The organism is Synechocystis sp. CACIAM 05, from assembly GCF_010222815.1.
Taxonomy (GTDB): domain Bacteria; phylum Cyanobacteriota; class Cyanobacteriia; order Cyanobacteriales; family Microcystaceae; genus Synechocystis.
Genome location: NZ_CP019225.1, coordinates 3231438 through 3252942, shown reverse-complemented (window position 1 = coordinate 3252942; position 21505 = coordinate 3231438). Strand labels below are relative to the sequence as shown.

The following is a 21505-nucleotide window of genomic DNA, read 5'->3' as shown; positions in this document are numbered from 1 at the left end:
TTTATCAATATACGGAATACCACAAGAAAAGTCAACACCTTTTCACAAAATATTTTTCAAAATCCCTGAATCACAGTCATAGTAAGGGCTTCAACGATAGAAAAAAACTTCGCTCGACACCGGTAACTACAAATTCTGAGCTTCAGGGGTTTCTTTTGGGCTTCCTGATGGGTTAAGCCGGGTGCGTGAATTATGAATTCAGTGCAGTGTGTCCAATAGAAATTGGAATTCTCCCTAGAAAGACAAAAAGCGCTGTCCTGATGGGGTCAAGACAACGCTGAGGGTTATATCACTGGATAAAGGGGATTAGCGGATATATTCCTTGAGGATGCTGTTGCGGTTAGGGTGACGCAGTTTCCGCAGGGCTTTAGCTTCGATCTGACGGATGCGTTCCCGGGTGACGTTAAAGATTTGCCCAATCTCTTCTAGGGTCTTCATGCGGCCGTCGTCGAGGCCATAGCGTAGACGCAATACGTCTCGTTCCCGGGGGCTGAGGGTATCAAGAACATTTTCCAGGTCTTCCCGGAGCAGATTTTTGGATACTTCATCCTCAGGGGTTTCGCCGTCGGCTTCGATGAAGTCCCCTAGGCGGGAGTCCTCTTCTTTCCCAATGGGGGTTTCGAGGGAGATGGGAAGTTGGGCGGATTTGGCGATGAAGCGTAATTTTTCGATGGTCATCTCCATTTTTTCGGCGATTTCTTCCTCGGTGGGTTTACGTCGCATTTCCTGGGAGAGGAGTTTGGTGGTTTTTTTGATTCGGGAGATGGTTTCGTAGAGGTGGACGGGGAGGCGGATGGTGCGAGATTGGTCGGCGATCGCCCGGGTGATGGCTTGGCGAATCCACCAGGTGGCATAGGTGGAGAATTTGTAACCTTTTTCGTGGTCAAATTTTTCGGCAGCTCGGATTAAACCTAGAGAACCTTCCTGAATTAGATCTTGGAATGATAGACCCCGATTCATATATTTTTTGGCAATGGACACTACTAGCCGCAGGTTAGACTGCACCATTTTGTCTTTGGCTCGGCGATCCAGAAAAAGACGACGACGGAAGGCGGCAAAATTTTTGTTGGGCTGTTGGCTCCATTCATTTTCCAGACTTAATTCGTTGTCTGGATTGGCGAGGTAACTATCTATATCTTTCTTTTTCGGCTCTTTTTTCTTGTCGCCTACTAACCGTTGTTTGGCGGTTTCCAACTTCCAGACCTGTTTACCCCATTCCAGTTCCGAGGGCTGGCGTTCTAGTTGAAGGGTGAGGTTGTCCCGAATTAGCTCGAGTTCGAGGAGGTCGGCAATTTGACGGGCTAGTTCAATTTCTTCTTCGGCCCTGAGCAGACGAATCCGGCCAATTTCCTGGAGATAGATACGGATTGAGTCTTCGGTGTAGGGTTTCTTTTTAACCGCGTCCTTACGAATTTTCCGGACTTTTTTTTCCTTCCCTTCTGTAGCGGCGACTTCCTGTTCTAAATCCTCTACGTCAATATCATCGTCGTCAATATCATCAGTGTTAATGTATTGACTTAGCTCTATTTCTTGCTCCAGTTCGGCGGATTCAGCTTTGGTGAGTGGCTCTTTCGTCTGGGTCATGCCGTTTTCCTCGTTAACTCCTAAGTCGTGTACAAAATTAGCTGGTCAGTCAAAGTTGAGGCCACCCCTAGGCGTTGCTAGATGATGTGCGCTCGGTCAGTCTATTGATTCGGGGTTCTCTAACTTCTTCGTTGGGGAAAAACAGAATGCAAGGATTCAGGCGTAAAAGTGTTAGAGAAGGCTAGTCAGCGGTAGAGCTTGATGAATCAGTGAAAAAAGACTTCATTGATTGTAGCCTCGATAACAAAAAAATGGGGCTTAATTGTGGTCTGACCACGACTTTTTTTCACATTGCTGGTGAGCGGGGACAGAAAGACTTAAAATTATTGCCGATGATTGACCTAACTGGGGTTGGAGCTTTTGACTCAACGGAATTTTCTGCGTGATAGTGGCTTTTTCAATCTTTTTTTGCAACTGGTGTGGGGAATTTTGCCTAGTCAAGCTTTCATTACTAATCATTACTAATTAGTGGACTAAGGGGACATCGATCGCCAAAAAGTTAACGGAATCGATGACGGCGATCGCCAGGGAACAGGGGCGCTCAGAGAGGGGGATTGCTCTTGATCGGCTAGAATACCTCAAAGAAAATCAAGTCTTTGAAATTATCTTTGGAGAACCTTTATCAATGTTTAATACTGCTCTGCTTTTAGCCCAGGCTAGTCCCACCACCGCTGCTTGGAGCCTTTCGGTGGGCATTATCATGTGCCTTTGTAATGTGTTTGCTTTTGTGATTGGCTACTTTGCCATCCAAAAAACCGGTAAGGGTAAGGACTTGGCTCTGCCCCAGTTGGCGTCGAAGAAAACCTTTGGCTTGCCGGAATTGCTGGCTATCATGAGTTTCGGCCACATTTTAGGAGCAGGCATGGTGTTGGGTCTAGCTAGTAGTGGCATTCTCTAGGAACCGACCAAGCATCAATATTTTGGATGGGGGTATTGACCATGGTGGTTTACCAGGGCTTTGCCAGAGTTGTTTCTAGAGTGTGATCACTTGCCATGGGTTACTGCCGTTTTTTACCAACTTGCCTTATCGGGGTTTTCCTTTCTTCCCTAATGGCGATCGCCCCTGCTAACGCTGGCAAGATCCAGTATTGTTATCCGGTGGAAAAAAGCCGGACTTTACGGGATCCCGGCAGTCATCCCCAAGCCTATGACGATGGCTATCGGGAAGGAGCAGCGGCGGCCAGGGACAAGAAGCCCTTTGAACCCCGTTCCGCTGGGGGCGAATTTGCTAGGGGGTTTGAGGATGGTTATTACGGCAGAACCTATGGTGGCCAAGAAAATGTAGTGCCCGATCGCACCGATATCTATACCACCAATCAATGTCGTACCTATGAGTACAACGATGGTGATTCAGTAGAGCAGACTTTAAAACGGGTTTTGGATGACTTCCAACGGGATTTGCGACGAGATTGGAATATTAATGTTAGATAAGCATTGGCAATTTGCAATTTTTAACCCCTAACTCTGTCTGGGTAAATGTCCCCAAGCTGGACTGAAACCGCTAATCTGGGAAGACAATCTTTTGGGAATTGGGGATATGGGGGCAAATCAGTTCGATGTGGTGGTGGTGGGCTCCGGAGCGGCAGGCCTTTATGCCTGTCTTTGTTTGCCTGGTCATTACCGTGTGGCTCTGGTTACCAAGGCGGAACTGAAAACGGGGGCCAGTGATTGGGCCCAGGGAGGGATTGCCGCCGCTATTGCCCCGACGGATTCTCCTCAGTCTCACTACGAAGATACCTTAGCTGCTGGAGCGGGTTTATGTGATGGGGAAGCGGTGGATTTCCTAGTGAATCATGCCCCCCAGGCGATCGCCGAGTTGGTGCAGTTCGGTGTTAGTTTTGATCGCCAGGGCCAGGATCTGGCTTTAACGTTGGAGGCGGCTCATTCCCAACCGAGGGTACTCCATGCGGCGGACACTACGGGGCGGGCCATTGTTTCGACGTTGATGGAACAGGTGCAAGCTCGGCCCAATGTGGAAATTTTTTCCCAGGCGATCGCCCTGTCTTTAAATATTGATCCAACAATGGGCCATTGTCGGGGCATTCAGGTTTTTGTCAATCAAACCATTGAAACTTTCTACTCCCGAGCGGTGTTATTGGCCACCGGGGGCGGCGGTCAAGTGTTTGCCCAAACTACCAATCCCAAAGTTAGTACTGGTGACGGCATTGCCCTCGCTTGGCGATCGGGGGCCCGGGTGCGGGATTTAGAATTCTTTCAATTTCATCCCACCGCTTTAACTAAACCGGGTGTGCCCCATTTTTTGATCAGTGAAGCAGTGCGGGGGGAAGGGGCCCATCTGCTCGATCGCCAGGGGAAAAGATTTGCTTTTGATTACCATCCCAGGGGAGAACTAGCTCCCAGGGACGTGGTTAGTCGGGCGATTTTCCAACATTTAGCCAATACAGAAAAAGATCCCACCCAAGCCACTGTTTTTTTGGATCTGAGTCCCATTGAGCCGGAGCGCATCCAAAGGCGTTTTCCCAATATTATTCGCCGTTGTTTGCACTGGGGGGTGGACATTTTTCGTGAACCAATTCCCGTTGCCCCAGCGGCCCATTATTGGATGGGGGGCATTACCACAGATATTAATTGTCAAACCACTATTCCAGGCTTGTATGCGTTGGGGGAAACCGCCAGCACTGGGGTCCATGGAGCCAATCGCCTGGCCAGTAATTCTCTGCTGGAATGCATTGTTTTTGCTAGTCAATTAAGAAATTTGAGCTTACCGCCCGTTGCCTCCAGTGACTCCAACGTTAATCAATCGATAAAGGAAATTCGACTAGACACCACCAATGACCTAGCCCTCCTAAACCATTGGCGCAGTGAATTACCCCGCTTGATGTGGCAAACCGCCGGCATTTGTCGCCAAGCTGAAACTCTCCAAATGGCGATCGCCAAATTGGAACAATGGCAAGAACAATGGCAACAACTCAGCAGCAGTAAGCTTTTAGCTCACCTACCAGAGGATCAAAAAATTAGCCTAAGTGGCCCAGGGCTGGGTGAATTTATGCAGTTGTGGGCCGAAACCCATAATCTGCTGGATATAGCCCAATTAATTTTGACTAGTGCGCTCTTTCGGGAGGAAAGCCGGGGGGGACATTATCGGTTAGATTGTCCTGACACCAAAAGAGAATGGCAAAGCCACACTGTCATTGAAGGAACGAGGGTTTTTCTCCAACCCAGTCAGAGTCAAGACTAATTTGACTTCAAAAAACGAAAAAACTAGCCCAAACGGGGAAAGTCCAACGGCGGCACATCTTGCCAGCGACCATTGCCCACTGCCCGGATTGCTTCTGCCAACTGAATGTCCCCGGTGTACAGAGCTTTGCCAATGATGACTCCGTTTACTCCCAGGCTTTCCAGGCTAAGCAGATTCAACAGGTCTTCTACTTGGCTGACTCCCCCCGATGCAATCACTGGAATGGTCAACTGACTAGCTAATTGTCGCAGAGCCTCTAAGTTGGGCCCCTGCATTGTGCCATCCCGGTGAATATCAGTGTAGATAATGGCCGCCGCTCCTAGCTTTTCCATGCGTTGGGCTAATTCCCCTGCTTCCACTGTGGAGGTTTCTAACCACCCCCTAGTGGCGACTTTGCCATTGCGGGCATCAATACCCACCACAATTTGCCCAGGAAATTCCGTACATAATTCCCCCACTAAGTCAGGACTTTCCACGGCGATCGTACCTAGAATAACTCGGCCCACCCCCAAATCCAGCAATTGTTTAACCCGGTTTCTATCCCTCAAGCCTCCGCCTACCTGTACAGGAATGGTTAGGGCTTCAACAATATTGGCGATCGCCGTTAGGTTAACTGGCTGTCCTTCCTTAGCTCCATCAAGATCGACTAAATGCAAACGACTAGCTCCCTGGGCTTGCCACTGGCGGGCTACTTCCACCGGATCTTCGTGGTACACCTGGGACTGGTCATAATCCCCTTGATAGAGGCGCACACACTTGCCACCTAGCAGATCGATCGCCGGTAAAATTTCCATGGTTTCAGTCTCCAGATTTGTTGCTATTGATTGCCGCTGACAAAATTTGCTTATTTAGGACAATTTAACTAATCCTGAACATATTCCCCGCCCCCAGTTAGGGCTAATTCCGCCCGCATCAATTCCCGACCCAAGTAAGCAGCATGGTTGAGCATAGTCACTGGACAGGATTCCAACTCCTCAAAAATCTTCACGCACAACTCCTTGGCAGTGCGACCAGTTAAAGTCAAACTGGGTAGTCTTTTTCTTCCGCCCTGACAGGCAATCACTTCTCCCGTTTCCGGATCTACAGCTAAACCCTGGTCATTAATATCGTTACTGTAGTGCTCCACCTTCAACACTCCAGCTTCCCGGTCCAGCACCACCAACCAATAACCTGCGGGGTCTAGGTCAATATGGCGACGGGAAAGCTGATCATCAATGGATTTAACAGTGTCAATTAGGGCAAGCATAGACTAAAAGCTAGAATTTAACAGATGCAGAATTTGATCCTACAACACTTACAGGACAGAATAAGCAGACCGGCCTTTGCTATGATTAAAAGTTTGCAGAGCACCATTCAATCGCAGCAAGGAGATAGTTACATGGCTCGTATGTATTACGATCAGGATGCCAATCTTGACCTCTTAGCCGGAAAAACCGTGGCTATTATTGGCTATGGCTCCCAAGGTCACGCCCATGCGCTCAACCTCAAGGATAGTGGCGTTAACGTGGTCGTCGGGCTATACAGTGGCAGTAAATCCGTTGCCAAAGCAGAAGGAGCCGGACTAAAAGTTTTATCTGTGGCTGAAGCGGCCAAAGCGGCGGATCTGATTATGATTCTCCTGCCCGATGAAGTGCAAAAATCCATTTACGAAGCAGAAATCGCCCCTAACCTCGTGGCTGGCAACGTGCTGTTATTTGCCCACGGCTTCAACATTAACTTTGCCCAGATTGTTCCCCCTGCCGATGTGGACGTAGTTATGGCCGCTCCTAAGGGGCCTGGCCATCTGGTGCGTCGCACCTATGAACAAGGCCAGGGAGTACCGGCCTTATTTGCTGTGTACCAAGATGCCAGCGGCCAAGCCCGGGACTATGCCATGGCCTACGCTAAGGGCATTGGGGGCACCAGGGCCGGTATTTTAGAAACCACTTTCCGAGAAGAAACGGAAACCGACCTTTTTGGCGAACAGGTGGTGCTCTGTGGCGGTCTGACTGCTTTGATCAAAGCAGGATTCGATACTCTGGTGGAAGCTGGCTATCAGCCGGAATTGGCCTATTTTGAATGTCTCCACGAAGTTAAGTTAATCGTCGATTTGATTGTGGAAGGTGGCTTGGCCAAAATGCGAGACAGCATTTCCAATACCGCTGAATATGGCGATTTAACCCGGGGACCCCGCATTGTCACCGAAGAAACCAAGGCAGAAATGCGGCAAATTCTCGATGAAATCCAATCTGGTCAGTTTGCCCGGGAATTCGTGTTGGAAAATCAAGCTGGTAAACCTGGTTTCACCGCCATGCGTCGTCGGGAATCAGAAGAATTGATCGAAGAAGTGGGCAAAGACCTGCGGGCCATGTTCAGTTGGTTGAAAGACCGCTAATTACTTTTCTCTATCCTCAGCCCCGGGATTTTTGCCAACCTTGGCCTCGGGGTTTGACGTTAGGATATCAGTGATAGTCAAAAATTTTTAGCTGAGGTTAGCGAGCGATGGAACTCACCCTAAATAATGTGGAAACGGTATTGGATGAACTCCGTCCCTACCTGATGGCTGACGGCGGCAATGTGGAAGTAGTGGAATTAGACGGTCCCATTGTCAAAGTACGTTTGCAGGGCGCTTGTGGATCCTGTCCCAGTTCCACCATGACCCTAAAAATGGGTATTGAGCGCAAATTAAGGGAAATGATCCCAGAAATTGCTGAAGTTGAGCAAGTCCTCTGACAAAGGTTGGACAGTCATTGCCGGAGTTTATCCCTTCCCAACTTTTGATGACTAAGCTCCGTTTTCCTGAACCAACCAATGATTTAAGTTAACTAGTTTGGAGAGGGAGCACTTTTGTTAGCCATATCGGGGCAGAGGCTGGAGGTGGCACTGCTCCTTTTTGCCATCCCCCTAAAAAATGGTTTATAATCGGGAGTGTATATCAAGGGGCCGCAATGGTTTCGACAGGTTGGCGAAAGCTTGCCCGTGATACAGGTCGAGAGTGAGTCTCCTCTCGTAAATCAAAGGCTCAAAAAAAAGTAACTGCGAATAACATCGTCAGCTTCAAACGGGTAGCCGTAGCAGCCTAGTCTGTAAAAGCTACATTTTCTTGTCAAAGACCGTTTACTTCTTTTCTGACTCCGTTAAGGATTAGAGGTTAACCCCAACGGATGCTTTGTTTGGCTCTTCTCTAGTTAGCTAAACAATCAAGACTCAGACTAGAGCATCCCACCATCAGGGATAATCGATGGTCCCCGTCCTAGGGCTAGAAGGACTAAACCTGTGAATGAGCGGAAAGTTAATACCCAGTTTGGACAGCAGTTCAATTCTGCTCGGCTCCATTTATTTAAAGATTGTTTAACCATATTTACAAAACTTTTACGGGGGCGCAGCGGACAGGAATGCCGATCGCCCCACTTATTTTTTTGGCCAAATTTTGTAGGGTCTGACCATCGACGCATTTGATCCGGGTTACAGGGCGATCGCCATAGGGGGTGCCGGTATGGTTGCCCCGGCCTTCCAATTCGCGCTGCAGGGGTTTGGGCCTGGTGGGGCTGTTGAGTTGCACTTCGGCGGGCTGAATTAGGGATAAAAGTTCCAAGTAGCGGTTCTCGGTTGTCTGGTCCCAGGGCTGAAGCACCATGGTTTGAACCGATAATTCCCCCGTAAATTCCCGTTGAAAGGCTTGAATACCACTCAAAATTTGCTCCAGCTCAATGCCGGCGATCGGTCGGTTAATTTTTGCCAACTGGTCTGGCCACAATCCGTCTAATTTGACAGAAATCTTGTCTGCTAAGGAGAGCTCTTCTCTTACCTGAGCATCATTTAACAAAGTCGCATTGGTGAGTACCAAGATTAATTTCCCAGTCAACTTTTTAATGCCTTCGAGAATTTCTCCTAAATTTTTGGCTAGCGTCGGCTCCCCACTACCGCTAAGGGTAATTACATCCACCTCCCAGGGAGCAAACTGGGCCAATTCTCGCAAAATGTCAGCGGTGGGAATGAAAATTTGGCGATCGCCGCTGAGGTGCTCAATTTCCCCCAGTTGACAGTAAACGCAGTTAAAAGAACAAGTGGAAATAGCCCCGATGGGATCAATGCCCAGGGAACGGCCATAGCGCCAGGAATTAACGGGGCCGTACACCGCCGTAAAAGTCTTGTTCAAATCTCTCTCCCCGTCTTCCATTAGTCATGGAATATCTAATAACCAATCTTAACTGACGGTGATGGTAGAGAAAAATTGGCCCCTAGATCTCCCCGATAGCCTAGCCGACATCATCTCCTGGCTAAAGCCAGAAGTTTCCTCACCACGCTACCTGTTACAGTAGTCGCGGAATGGGGTTTACGCTTCACCGGGTCGTGCTACCGAAGTAGTCTTACCATCCCTCCCCATCCATTTAAAGTCTCCGAATGCCCTCCGGCGACTAAAAGTAAATATCTTATCTGGTTTGATTACGTCAAAGGTTTGACCCTGAGTCGTTTGCTGGAGAGACTGGCAAAGTGGAAAGTGACGGTGTACTGTACCGATGACTGGAGGCCCTATCAACAACTGCTGGATGAACATCCCCATGCGTTTCATGGGATTAGCAAAAGAGAAACAGTAGAAATTGAGAGAAACAACTCAGATAATCGCCATTGGTTTGCTAGATTTCATCGCCGCACGAAAGTTGTCTCCAGGTCAGCCCACACGGTTGATATCACCATGGCAATATTTGCCAAATTCAGGGTCAATAGTGGTATAGAATTACTGTACAACTGGCGCCTCTTATTACTTTCTTGAAACTCTCTTTGGATTTTCACTACATGGATAACACTACTGAAGATGGATAATCCTGAATTTTTCTCCCCAAAAACAACCATTAGAATTCAATGAACTTTACAAGTTTTCCCGGCGAGCATCGTTAAAATGGGTGACAAGGTTTTTCTTTTCAGGCACTTACCATGGCCATCAACCTCGCCTCCCGCCTTTCCGCCATCACCACCGATGCCAATGGCATAACCCACCTAGTCTGGGCCGAGGGAACGAACCTCTGGCACGCCGTTTATAACGATAATTCGCAAATTTGGGAAGATGCCCAACCCATTGCCTACGTGGGTTTTGAGCCGGTCACCAGTTTGAACCTAGTGGCTAGCCCTAATCTGATCAATCAATCGGGGAGCACAAACAGTGCAACTCTGCCCGGTCTGGCGGTGGTTTGGCAACAGGGCAAGGATAACAATAGTGATTTTTATTACACAGCGGCCCAATATAACCCCAATAATCAACTCCAGTGGCTACCCAGTCCTGTACTATTGACTTCGGATCAGGTGGGGGATTTGGAACCCAGGGCGATCGCCAGTAATGGCACTGTGTTTGTGGTGGGGCAAAAGGTCAACGTGGAGAATGCGGCTAACCAAAGCATTCAAGAAGACACGGATCTTTACTATCAATCTTTCACCGTTAGCAGTGATCAGTTCCCCACTTTACCAACCCCCACTAGTAATGCGGCCTATTCTCCGCCCATAATTCAAAATGGGGTGATCCAAGGTAACTTTGCTCCAGCACCGACCCCTGCCCCCAACGCTAGTTACAATCCCTTAACTGCTGGGGAATCCTTAAGCATTGCCACCACCGCTAGCAGTAGTCCCGCTTTTCAGGGCTGGGGGCAAAATTGGAACTTTTCCCAGGCCTGGAGCAGTAATAATTTATACAATTGGGGCATTTTAGACGGCATTCCTTTGCCCGGTGTTAAGGATTTATTAAACCCTTTCTTCAGCAAGATTAAAATTGAAGGAATTTTGCAGGGTTCCAGTGGTTTTAGTCCGGGCGGATTAACCTTAGAAGCTTTTGGACAAGCAATTACGAGGGAGAAAAAAATTGCCAATCTGTTTAAAATTTCCGGTGGTTTAGGTACGACCTATAACTTTAGTAATCAATCGCCTAATTATCCCCTTAATACCGAGACAACGCTCTTACAGTTAACATTCAATGCCAATGTCCCTTTCCTGACCTATGGAGATCCTAAAAACAAAGGGGGAATAAATTTTGAATTGAGTTGGATTGGCAGTGTTGGAGTATTAGTGCAAGCTGATTTATCTCCTAATAATCCAGCTACTTATATTCCACCTTTGACCCCTGGCCTCAACCCTGACGGTGATCTGGAATCTTTGATACTTATTCCCCCCATCGGTTCAGCGGCGGCGATCGCCATTGCCTTGGGAGCACCGATTGCGGAAATCATTGGTGGCACTAATGATCAACTTAACCTCAATTCTTTTCAGATTGGTTTTCCCCTTTCCGCCGGGGTTCAAGCCCAACTAAATCTAACTTCTTTGTTTCAGCTTACAGGGGATGGTGAAATTAGTGTCCTTGTTGCCTTTGGTGACCCTGCGGCTAGTTTTACCCTGGGTTTTCCCATTAGCTTAACGGCTAAACTGTTGGGGTTTATCAATATTGGCCTAGGCATTAATCCCTCTTGGACTTGGGAAACCAATCCCTATGGCAGTTCAGCTTCTACAGCTACCGCGAATAGTTTTGCCCTAGCCAGTAGTAGCAGTGGTGGAGATGACACAACAACCCCCACCGCTTCTGTCCAAGGCTCATTACTAACCCTAGATTTCTCCAATTTAGGAACCACGTTAAATACCAACTCAGTTCCCAGTGGCAGTGAGTTTACTGTTACCTATACCGATGGTAGTGGCGAGACCAAGACTATCCCCGTATTCAATGTCATTGTGCAACAGAATGCGGTTATTTTACAGCTAAATAATGCTATCCCCTACACTACCCTTAACGATCAAAGTCTGGCCAATGCAGTTCAAATAAGTTATAAACCAGGTAGTAATCCCTTGGAAGATAGCCAAGGCAACGACATTGGTAGTTTTAGTGATTTATCCGTAGCCAATAACACCAGCCAAAATATTACCTATACCTACACCCCCGTTGGTGGTAACAGTCAAAACTATAACAATACCGTTAACCAAATTGTTGTCAATTTCAATACCCCCCTCAACACAGAAATTATTCCCGCCGTTAGTAATTTTACCGTTACTGCTAATGGTCAAAATATTGCGGTTAACTCTGTTTTGGCGGTCACCAACCAAGGGGTTATTTTAGGGGTAGCAAGTAATCCAGGCAGTGACTATACAGTAACTTACACCCCCAATACTTCCACAAGCTCCCCTCCGACTAATCTCCAGACTGCCAATAACAGCGAAATTCAGCAATTTTCCATCAGCAGTACTAGTTCTGCCACCACCAGCGGCTTGGTTAACAGTACTTCTGCCAGTAGTAGTTCCACTAATCAAGTTATTGCCAATTTGGAAAATGACTTTGCCCAAGATAGTCCGCCCACGCTGGCATTAACAAGTAAGGGAGACGTTCTCTTGGCGTGGAGTAGTGATTCTCCTTTGCTTCTACCGTTGAGTGTTATTGCCAATACAACTACTAATAGTAGTGGCGCTAGTAGCACCAGTGTTTATCTTACTTTTGGCCAGGACTTAGCCAACTCCCAAAGCGCTGGTACATTTCCTAGCGCAGATCAGTTTATTGTCACGGCCAATGGCACTGTCCAGACCCTTAGTACCCAGAATCCTCCCAACGTTTCTGGTAACACTGTCACATTAACCCTTGAGCAGGCGATCGCCACCACAGATACGGTGACAGTTAGTTATACTCCCACCAATTCCTATGGTACTGACAGCAATAACTTAAATTTCACTGACCCCACCAACACCACATTTTGGATTTCTCCCTTTGATAATTTGGCGGCCCTGGTGGAGGATAGTCCCACCGTTGCTCCCGCCCCCTTAGTGGTGGAATCTAACGACAATAATTATAACGGTTACGGCTCAGCCAATATTTTAGTTATTCCCTTTGATCAGACTTTACTAATTCCTGATCAAGGTGAAATTAGTGCTGACGCTTTTACTGTTGTGGTCAACGGTCAGTTAGTAACTGTTGAGCAAGCTGATGTTAACGCCACTTCCGTTATTTTAAGCCTAGAAACTTCTGCCCAGGGGAGCACTTTTTATATCCCCCAAGGGAATTTAGTTTCTGTTAGCTATGATGCCGCCATCGGAGGGTTGACGGGCAGTAACAATCAACTGGTTAACGACTTCAGCACCAGTGCCATTCTTACCACACCGCCCAATCCCAGCACTGTTATTAAAACCGCATTTTCTCCCTTTGGTAACGCTGGTATTTCGGCCATTTCCACTATCCCCGGTACCAGTGGCATGAATTTTGACCCCGTTGCTTTTCTTTATGAAGGAAGTAACTTCCTGGTTTGGGTCAATGCGGACACTAGCGACATTCCGAATCTTCTTGTGCCTGGGCAAATTTACACCGATAACCAAGCGCAATTAATTAACAATAGCCTTCAGGCCACAGACATTTACTATTCTGTTTTGGGCTTGGGCACTGACAATCAATGGAGTGTGGCCGCTCCCTTAGCTGGTCAACAGGCGGGAACCGATGGCCAAGTGACCTTGGGGGTTGGCCCCAATGGCGATTTAATGGCCGCTTGGCTGAATACCCAAACAGACAGTAATGGGGAAACCACCACCACTATTTATTACTCTCTATGGCAACCCAATTCCAATGGTTCCAGTCCCTGGTCAACTCCCGTCAGTATTTTGTCGGAAATTACCCCCGACCCTTTTACCGGTTTAACCATTGCCAGTCTTAATGGTAATCCGGCTATTTTCTGGACAGAAACCCAGCCCATTTCCTACAGCGAACTGGTGTTGGAATCGGATCCAGTGGTGTACCTCCGGTTATCAAATTTAAGCGGTACTACGGCCCAAAATGAAGGGTTATTTGGGGGGGCGGCCAATGGGGTTTACAGCGGCAATTACACCCTCAATCAAACGGGGGCGCTCCAAAATCCCAATGCTACGGATCTAGCTAATTTAGGCGATCCTAACCGGGCGGTGTTGTTTAGTGGCGGTCAGGTGAGTGTGGACAACTTACCCGTTGTTGGCCAAAACTTTAGTGTGGAATTTTGGTTCAAAGTGCCTAATTTGCCCAGTGAAGCACTGGATTTAGTTTCCTTTGGGGGATTATTTACCGTTGCCCTCAATTCCGCCGCTGTTACCGTGAGTTTGGCCAATAGTCAGGGGTCTTCTGTCACTGGCAGCACCAGCATTGAAAAGGATCAATGGTATTACGTAGTAGCCACCTACAATGTTCCCTATCAAAGCCCGACTGGCACCCTTAATCTATACATCGACGGTGCGTTAGCCGGTTCTTTAGACCAGGTAACGTTTGCCAATGCCCCCACAACGGGAAGTTTGATTTTGGCCGGTGGGTCCGGCGATGTGTATTTAGATGAGGTGGCCCTCTACAGCACAGCCCTCACCTACGACCCCAATAGTCCGGCCAATGTTGATCCCACTGCCGTCAATGCTTTACAAATACTGGAATTGTTCGGTGCGGGTAATCAAATTGGCGATCGTTATGCCGCCCAATATGTGGATCCCATTCCCCCAGGCCCCCAGACCTACCACAGTGTTTGGAATGGTAGTGCCTGGCAAAGCCCCAACAAAATTAACCCCACTCCAATCCTGACCCCCACAGCCCTATCCGACGCTAATCCCTTGGTATGGGACATTGTGGCCAATACCGCCGCCAATGCCAATGGCAATATCAACCCCAACGGTGTAACGGATATTTACTTACCCCTGACGTTACCGAATCAACAGGCCCAAACCCTAACCTCCGTGGTCGTGACCGCCAATCTCAATACCAATGGGCAAACGCAAACTGTTTCCTGGGCGATCGGCACTGGTGTTGATAGTTCCACTCAACAACTGGGCATTGTCCAGGGCAATAAACTCCTAAATAGCCTCAATCCCAATGGTTCTGACTTCAGCTATGCCACTAATGGAGCCACCCAACAGTTCGGCCTATTTGTTGACCCCGGCAATAACAATCCCAAAGATTATTCCAACTTCCAGGTAGTCATTAATGGTGACAGTGACTCTGCCATTAATCTTAAGGTTGGCACCACTGACCCCACCAATGGAGCCGGTACCCAGGTGTTGGGCATTGCCACAGTAACGGAAACGGAGGATTCTTCCCTCACCCTGATTGATAGTGGTTTTATTATCCCAACGGACAATACGGCGATCGGGGCGGTGCTGGCCAGTGCTTTTAACAGTTCAGGGGATCTGGTCTATGTGGCAGTGGGTAATCGGGGTTATACCAACAGTAGCGGTGTGGTGCTTCAGCAGGGCACTGTCCAAATCCTCTTTGCCGGGGGAGCAGTACTGGGGGATAACGAGGCCAGTCCTCTCACCATCACTGATTTATCCGGTAACCCCAACGGAATTTTAATTACGGGCATTACGGACGGCGGCTCGGCCAATAACTCGGTGCCGATGAGCTTGGCCACAGGGGATGTGAATGGAGATGGCATCCCCGATCTAGTAATTGGGGACGGCAATGCCAACGGGGGTAATGGGGCCATTTATGTGGTCTATGGCAGTTACTTGAATGCTAATCCCGGCACCACCATAGACGTTGGCAATTTAACCACCACACCATCCTCCATGGGCTTTGTGGTGAACGGCTTGGATGCGGGGGGACTAGCTGGTTTTGCAGTGGTAGTGGGCAATTTTGATGGGGATAATTACGCTGACATTGTTTTCGGTGCCCCCCTGGCCAACGATGGTACTGGCTCTGTTTATGTTGTCTATGGCAGTAATAGCTCTAATTCCCCCCAACCCTCCCAACCCATATTGGTGTATAGCGGACAAACGGAGGATGGGTCTGAGTCTGTCGGTTATGCCCTGGGAGTTTCCCACTATACGGCGGGGGGGCCGACTACCTTCACGGGCAGTAGCACTACGGACGATCTGATTGTTGGTGCTCCAGGCTATGTCGCGTCGGTCACGAACCAATGGTCTGGGCAGAGTGGTTTACCTGAGGCAAATCAAGGTAAATATCCCTCTCAATCCAATGTTTCTGCTGGGGCCGTTTATGTATTTGCCAGTAGCTCTGGATTTGCCAGTAGCTCTGAGCCCCTTACACCTACCTATACCCTCACTGGCCCTAATACTCCGGCCCAGGATGGTGTGGCGGCGGATTCTTTCCTCGGATCGGCGATCGCCTCTGGTCTGTCTATGGATCTGAACGGGGATGGCCAACAGGATTTAGCGGTGTCGGCCACGGGGGTGAATAACAACACAGGAGTTGTCTACGTTGTCCGGGGAGGCAGTGTCCCCAGTGGCAATAGCACGGTGAGTGAGGGCATTACCAGTGTGGCCAATCTGGTGATCAATGGGGGAATTGCTGGCAGTAAAACAGGCTTCACCATTTCTTCCCCAGGGGACATTAATGATGATGGCTACCAGGATTTTCTGATCAATGCGCCCCAGGCCGCCAATGCCGCTGGCCAAAGTTATCTACTGTTTGGCCCCCTCAATTTAGAGACTTTAGCCACTCTATTTGACCTCAGCCCCACCGCCAACGACAGTAAAACTACCTTTCTCCTCAATGGCAGTGAACCTTTCCAAGCAACGGGCCAAGCGGCGATCGGAGTAGGAGATATTAATAATGACGGAGTGGATGATTTACTGGTGACTTCCCCCGGTGCCCAACAAATCTATGCCGTTTATGGCCATCCCTGGTTAGCGGACGACGGCAGTATCAAATTAGCCGATATTTCCGCTGATAACGGTTTTGTCATTGATGGCACGTTATATTCCGTGAGCAATCAAACCCTATCCGGAACTGGCAGTAACGTGGTCATGGTGGGGGACATTAATGGTGATGGCTTTGCCGATGTGTTGGCGGGAGGCAGTCCCTACGGAGCAGTGGTTACCTTTGGGGCTAGTACCCAGGATTTGCTCGATGCCGCATCGGGCACTGACCAGTTAATCATTTCCATTGCCAATAATGGCTTGATTCAACAGGTTGGCACGGCAGGGGACTTTAACGGCGATGGCTTACAAGATGTTGGCGTACTGGATCAAAATAATAACTTTTACTTGATTTTCGGCAATCCCAGCTTGGGCGGACAACAAACCTTAGTTTTAAGCACCGGTACATTGAGCCTTGTTGTCAATTTTGTCACGGCGGGAGATTACAACGGCGATGGCTATGACGATTTACTACTGCGGGTTAGCAATGGGTTCCAACTTTACCTCGGTAATGGTGAAGGAACCCTGAGCAACCCCATTAGTTTTAATGCTAATGGCAATAACATTTTTAACAGTATTGGCGATGTCAATGGTGATGGTTTTAGTGATATTGGCGGCGGTGCTCCTAATAGTAATCAAGTCAGTCCCGTTTCCCCTGTTGCCAACGGTCAAGCCTCCGTTTATTTCGGTAATACCACCAGTACTTCCGTCGGGAATCTGGTCAATCCTCCCTCCGCCCCCCTTACTGCAGATTTAACCACTGATCCCTGGGGCTTTTATACATCCGAGAGCAGTAGCAGTAACGTTAATAATTCCCTCAGTGGTCAGCTAATTAACAACCCCCCAGCTCTAGCGGTTTACAACGGTTATCTCTACATGGCCTACTCTGCAACCCTTGAGAACGACGAAAGCTTCCTGGGTGGTTCATTAGTAGTACAACGCACCGCCGACGGCTACAACTGGGAGGGGTTAACCAATTTTTCTGACTTTTCCACGTCAGCCCAATTCTCCCTTGTCGTTTTTAATGACACCCTTTATCTCGCATCTGTCGCTAGCGATGGCTCCACTAGTGATAATTCCATCATCGTAACCCCAGCGACCTTAGACAGCAGTAGCGACTTAGGGTTAACGTTTGACACCAGTAATTCAGTCAATACTAACCAAACAACCATTGCCGATTTTCCTCCAACTCTGGCCGTTTATAACGGTGAACTTTATACGTTCTTTGTTGCTGATAACGATGACAGAACTATTCTCTATGTCACTTCCACTGACGGTACAACTTGGAGCGACAACAAGTCCGTCACCAACAGCGCAGGTGATGCCCAAGCCTCCGGTGGCAACTTGGGAGTCGTGGCCGATGGGGACAATTTACTGGTGGGTTTTATTGGCAACGGTAATACGGATCTTAACGTCGCTACCTTAAGTGATGGGAACTGGTCTAGTAGCATTATTGCCGGCCAGTCTTCCGATGCGGGGCCTAGTCTTGTTTTGGTGGGGGATACTCTTTATCTCTTCTTTGTCTCTGCCAATAGTGACAGAGATATTCTCTACCTTGCTTCCACAGATGGGGGCACGACCTGGAGCAGTGACACTGAAGTTCCCGGTCAAACCACGAGCCAGGGGCCGATTGCTGTTTATTTCCAAGAAAGTATTTTTCTGAGTTTTGCTAGTTCCACCGGCAGTCAGGGAAATTACGAAATTAACTTTAGTGTTTCCAATGCTATTTACGAGCCGAACCTGACCCAACAGTTTGGCAGTCAACTAAAACCCATTGGCGATTTTAATGGGGATGGCATTGCCGATTTTGCGGTGCTAGCACCAGGCTTTTTCTCCAATCTCGGCAGTTGGAATAATAATCTGCTGGAAAATAACCAGGGGGCGATTTTAATTTACTATGGTTCCACTAGTGGTTTTAACGGTAGTTCCAACCCAGATGTTGTCGTAGCGACTCCGGCTCCTAACACTTCCACCAATGTGGCAAATAATCAAGCCTACTTGTTAAGCCAGTTTGCGCCGGCCGGAGATGTGAACGGTGATGGTTACGATGATTTAATCGTTGCTTCCCCCAATACGGCCCTGGATAGTAACAACACCACTGACGGGGTGGCCTTTGTGGTCTTTGGTGGGGGAAATTCGCTCTGGGGTAATCAATATGGGGCAACTAATCCCTTTAATCTGGGTTTTGTCACCAGCAATATTAATCAACTGACTCTAAATTTTGCTCAAGAGTTGGACACGGATAGCGTTCCCGATGGCTCTGCGTTTACGGTCAATAGTGGGTTAACCCAGGTGGCAGTGGATTCTGTCACGTTTCTTACGAGTAAGAGCGTCCTCCTCAATCTGAATGCTGATGTTAATTTGAGCGGTTTTGTCTCCGTTACCTACACGCCACCATCATCGGGGGGATTGGAATACGCTACCTCTGGCAATCCCGTCCCTGTACCCAATTTTACTGCTAGCAATGATCCCAGCATCAACACCTCCAGTGCCGTTACTCTAAGCTACGACAGTTCCCAGGTGGGGCAAACCCAGTATGGATTCCAAATTACGGGCTTACCAGGCTCCCAATCGGGCATTTCTTTAGCTGGCGGTGGGGACGTTAATGGGGATGGGTTTAGTGATTTCATCATCGGTGCCCCTAGCAACGACGACAATCTCACCTATGTGTTGTTTGGTAGTGATTTTAATAACACCGTCAATCAAACGGGCACCATTGGTGATGATGTGATGGTGGGCACTCCCACCGGGGAAAGTTTTGTGGCCGGCCAGGGGGACGACCAAATTTACACCAACGGTGGTTTGGATGTGGTTTATGCCGGCCCTGGAGATGATTATGTGGCGGTTAGTGATATCTATTTTCAGCGTTTGGATGGTGGTTCCGGTACTGACACTTTGGCTCTTGCCGGTTACAACGGCCAGGATTGGGATTTGACCACCCTCTCCCCTGGCTTACGGCTACGAAATTTTGAAATTGTGCTGACGGAGGGTTATGGCGCCAATAAACTCACCCTCAATGCTCTGACGGTAATGGCCCTTTCCCCCACCAATACCCTCACCCTGTACCTAGACTCGACGGATTCCTTGATTTTGAGTGGTGACTTCGGCACAGACCCAGAGACGGTTTATCAAAATAATCAGAATTTCCTCAAATATACTTCCTCTACTTCAGCGGCCACCGTACTGCTCAATCAAACTTCTAGCACCTTTGCCGCTAACTCTGTCAGTTTTGGCGCTACTCCCACCAATGTCCCGGCTTCGATTCTGCCCAGTGGTAGTTCTAGTATTGCCACGGCTACGGTGATGTCCGCTTCCGGGAATTCTAGTGCGAATATAGGTGCATCGACAGTTAACGGGACACCATCCAATAACACCTCTAACTTCACCACAGTTAACAATCCCTCTGCTCCCACCCAAATTTCCGTTTCTAGCCCCACCGTATCAGAATTAAGCGGCAAGGCGGAATTTACCATTAACCGCACGGTTAATTTGGACAAATATGTTTGGGTTAGTTACTTGACCCAGGATGGCAGTGGTAAGGCTGGCGATCGCTATTTACCGGTGGCAGGACGATTGTTATTTAATCCCGGAGAAGTTAGTAAAACCGTTACAGTGCCCATTCCCAATAATGGCCGTTTCGTTGGCGATCGCCAATTTGGACTGCTGGTCAGCCTTGAGGCCGAAGGGTTAGATGGGGCGATGGAAAAACCGGAGCTTTTCTTGGTGGGGGATGCCAATGGGGAACAGATCCGCCGCTGGAATTACCAAAATGAAATGGTCAACAGTGGTTTGATGGGGGGAGTGGTGAGTTTTGCCACCACCACTGATAACGGCCAATCTGCCATTAACCTCGGTGTCGATGGACTGGGAGAGTTCAATGACTTTTTTAGCTACAATCCCACCATCGGGCGCTATGAATCTTTGATGTTTGATGGCACCACCGGAGCTAAGTTTACCTACTTGGAAAATCAAGCCAATGCCAACGGAGTCAATCTCCAACTCAAAGACGGCGATCGGGGGGATGCAGATAGTTCCAGCAACGGTTTAGTAGCCACCAACAGCTATTTGGGCCGCTCCATTCCTGGCTTAATTGTGGAAAATAACCAAGTTTTTTGGGCTCCCACCATTGCCGATGGGGAAATACAAATTAGGCTAATTGATAGTCCCTACCAAAACTATGAACTGGGCTGGATTGCCCTTGATTCCCCCGATGGCACCATTGACGGTTTACAGCCTAATGATCCTGACTATGAAGCGGCTGCCCTAGCCCGTAAACAGGTACTTTTCAGTGACCAAGACAGTGCCTCCGCCCTAGCCCTCACCCGCCATTTGGCCCAGCAGAGCTTCACCAATATCGACGATCTTGTTCCGACCGAATCCCAATTTTTCGGTAACTTTAGCAGTTCCGATTTGCCGGCGAATACCTATTACATGCTTTACAGCCAAGCGGATAACATCACTACTTTCTCCATTGACGTTGCCCCCACAGTGGAAACAGATAGCCGAGGTTACCATCAGTTAAATTTTGCTGGCATCACTACAGAAATTTTCTCTAACACCTTAGTTGTCTCTGGCATTACTGATCGCCCGGTGCTGACCGATGTCTCCATTAGTCGGGCGGGGGCCTACGAAAACTTGATCGTACTGTACAAAGTAGATAGTTTAACCGGCGGTATTGACGTTGATGGCGATCGCCAGATTGACCTCAACCCAGGGGATGTGGGCTATGTACGACAGGCGTTAACACGGGCTAAAGATCCCTCAATGGGAGCTAGTTTAATGGCTCCAGGAGAATTCTTTAGTACAAAACAAGAGGTGGTTAATTTATGGGGAAATACCATGTACGGTTTGGCCATTATCCCCAATGCCTCCATTGACGATGTACTCGCTCAAAATCCTGATAATGATCCAAGCCTTGGCCCAGTTGCCCTATTTTCCTTTGGGGCGGCTAATCCCGGTGGTATTAGTCAAATGTCCCGCCTGGGTAGTAACTTGTTTGGTTTCGAGGATATTGTTGGCGGGGGAGATGCGGACTACAACGATGTGATTTTACAGTTTGACTACCAGCTTTAATGTTCCGAGACATTAGCTTAGGGGATCCTTCCCAAAGAAGAAAGCCCCCGA

10 protein-coding genes, 1 other RNA gene and 1 pseudogene are annotated in these 21505 nt (G+C 48.5%); 8 read left to right on the top strand and 4 right to left on the bottom strand.

Annotation, left to right across the window (positions count from 1 at the left end; genetic code table 11):
- Positions 1–306: 306 nt before the first annotated feature.
- A complete protein-coding gene (gene rpoD, locus BWK47_RS15260) occupies positions 307–1584 on the bottom strand; it encodes an RNA polymerase sigma factor RpoD (RefSeq protein ID WP_010874154.1) in 1278 nt (425 codons plus the stop codon).
- A gap of 625 nt (positions 1585–2209) precedes the next feature.
- On the opposite strand from rpoD, the gene psaK reads away from it, so the two are divergent.
- From psaK to nadB, 3 genes are all read left to right on the top strand, one after another.
- Positions 2210–2482: a photosystem I reaction center subunit PsaK gene (gene psaK / locus BWK47_RS15255; protein WP_162329309.1), complete on the top strand. Its 273-nt coding sequence runs from the start codon at positions 2210–2212 to the stop codon at positions 2480–2482.
- 95 nt (positions 2483–2577) lie between these two features.
- On the top strand, positions 2578–3015 hold the full coding sequence (locus BWK47_RS15250; RefSeq protein WP_162329308.1) for a hypothetical protein: 438 nt from the start codon (positions 2578–2580) through the stop codon (positions 3013–3015).
- 106 nt (positions 3016–3121) lie between these two features.
- Positions 3122–4783, top strand: coding sequence for an L-aspartate oxidase (gene nadB, locus BWK47_RS15245; RefSeq protein ID WP_162329307.1), 1662 nt, complete (start codon positions 3122–3124; stop codon positions 4781–4783).
- Between the two features lie 23 nt (positions 4784–4806).
- Here nadB and hisA read toward each other — a convergent pair whose 3' ends face one another.
- Positions 4807–5577: a 1-(5-phosphoribosyl)-5-[(5-phosphoribosylamino)methylideneamino]imidazole-4-carboxamide isomerase gene (gene hisA / locus BWK47_RS15240; RefSeq protein ID WP_162329306.1), complete on the bottom strand. Its 771-nt coding sequence runs from the start codon at positions 5575–5577 to the stop codon at positions 4807–4809.
- Positions 5578–5645: 68 nt separating this feature from the next.
- Positions 5646–6029, bottom strand: coding sequence for a DUF4346 domain-containing protein (locus BWK47_RS15235; protein ID WP_162329305.1), 384 nt, complete (start codon positions 6027–6029; stop codon positions 5646–5648).
- Between the two features lie 81 nt (positions 6030–6110).
- On the opposite strand from BWK47_RS15235, the gene ilvC reads away from it, so the two are divergent.
- The 3 genes from ilvC (at position 6111) to ssrA (ending at position 8100) form a co-directional block, all read left to right on the top strand.
- Positions 6111–7157, top strand: coding sequence for a ketol-acid reductoisomerase (ilvC, locus tag BWK47_RS15230; RefSeq protein ID WP_162329304.1), 1047 nt, complete (start codon positions 6111–6113; stop codon positions 7155–7157).
- Between the two features lie 107 nt (positions 7158–7264).
- A complete protein-coding gene (locus tag BWK47_RS15225; protein ID WP_010874147.1) occupies positions 7265–7495 on the top strand; it encodes a NifU family protein in 231 nt (76 codons plus the stop codon).
- 206 nt (positions 7496–7701) lie between these two features.
- Positions 7702–8100: a transfer-messenger RNA gene (ssrA, locus tag BWK47_RS15220) on the top strand.
- 23 nt (positions 8101–8123) lie between these two features.
- Here ssrA and BWK47_RS15215 read toward each other — a convergent pair.
- Complete coding sequence (locus BWK47_RS15215; RefSeq protein ID WP_162329303.1) at positions 8124–8921, bottom strand: radical SAM protein; 798 nt, start codon at positions 8919–8921, stop codon at positions 8124–8126.
- Between the two features lie 255 nt (positions 8922–9176).
- On the opposite strand from BWK47_RS15215, the pseudogene BWK47_RS15210 reads away from it, so the two are divergent.
- Positions 9177–9536 (top strand): annotated as a pseudogene (locus BWK47_RS15210) (IS1 family transposase); the annotation flags it as partial.
- Positions 9537–9697: 161 nt separating this feature from the next.
- Positions 9698–21454: a SwmB domain-containing protein gene (locus BWK47_RS15205; RefSeq protein WP_162329302.1), complete on the top strand. Its 11757-nt coding sequence runs from the start codon at positions 9698–9700 to the stop codon at positions 21452–21454.
- Positions 21455–21505 lie beyond the last annotated feature (51 nt).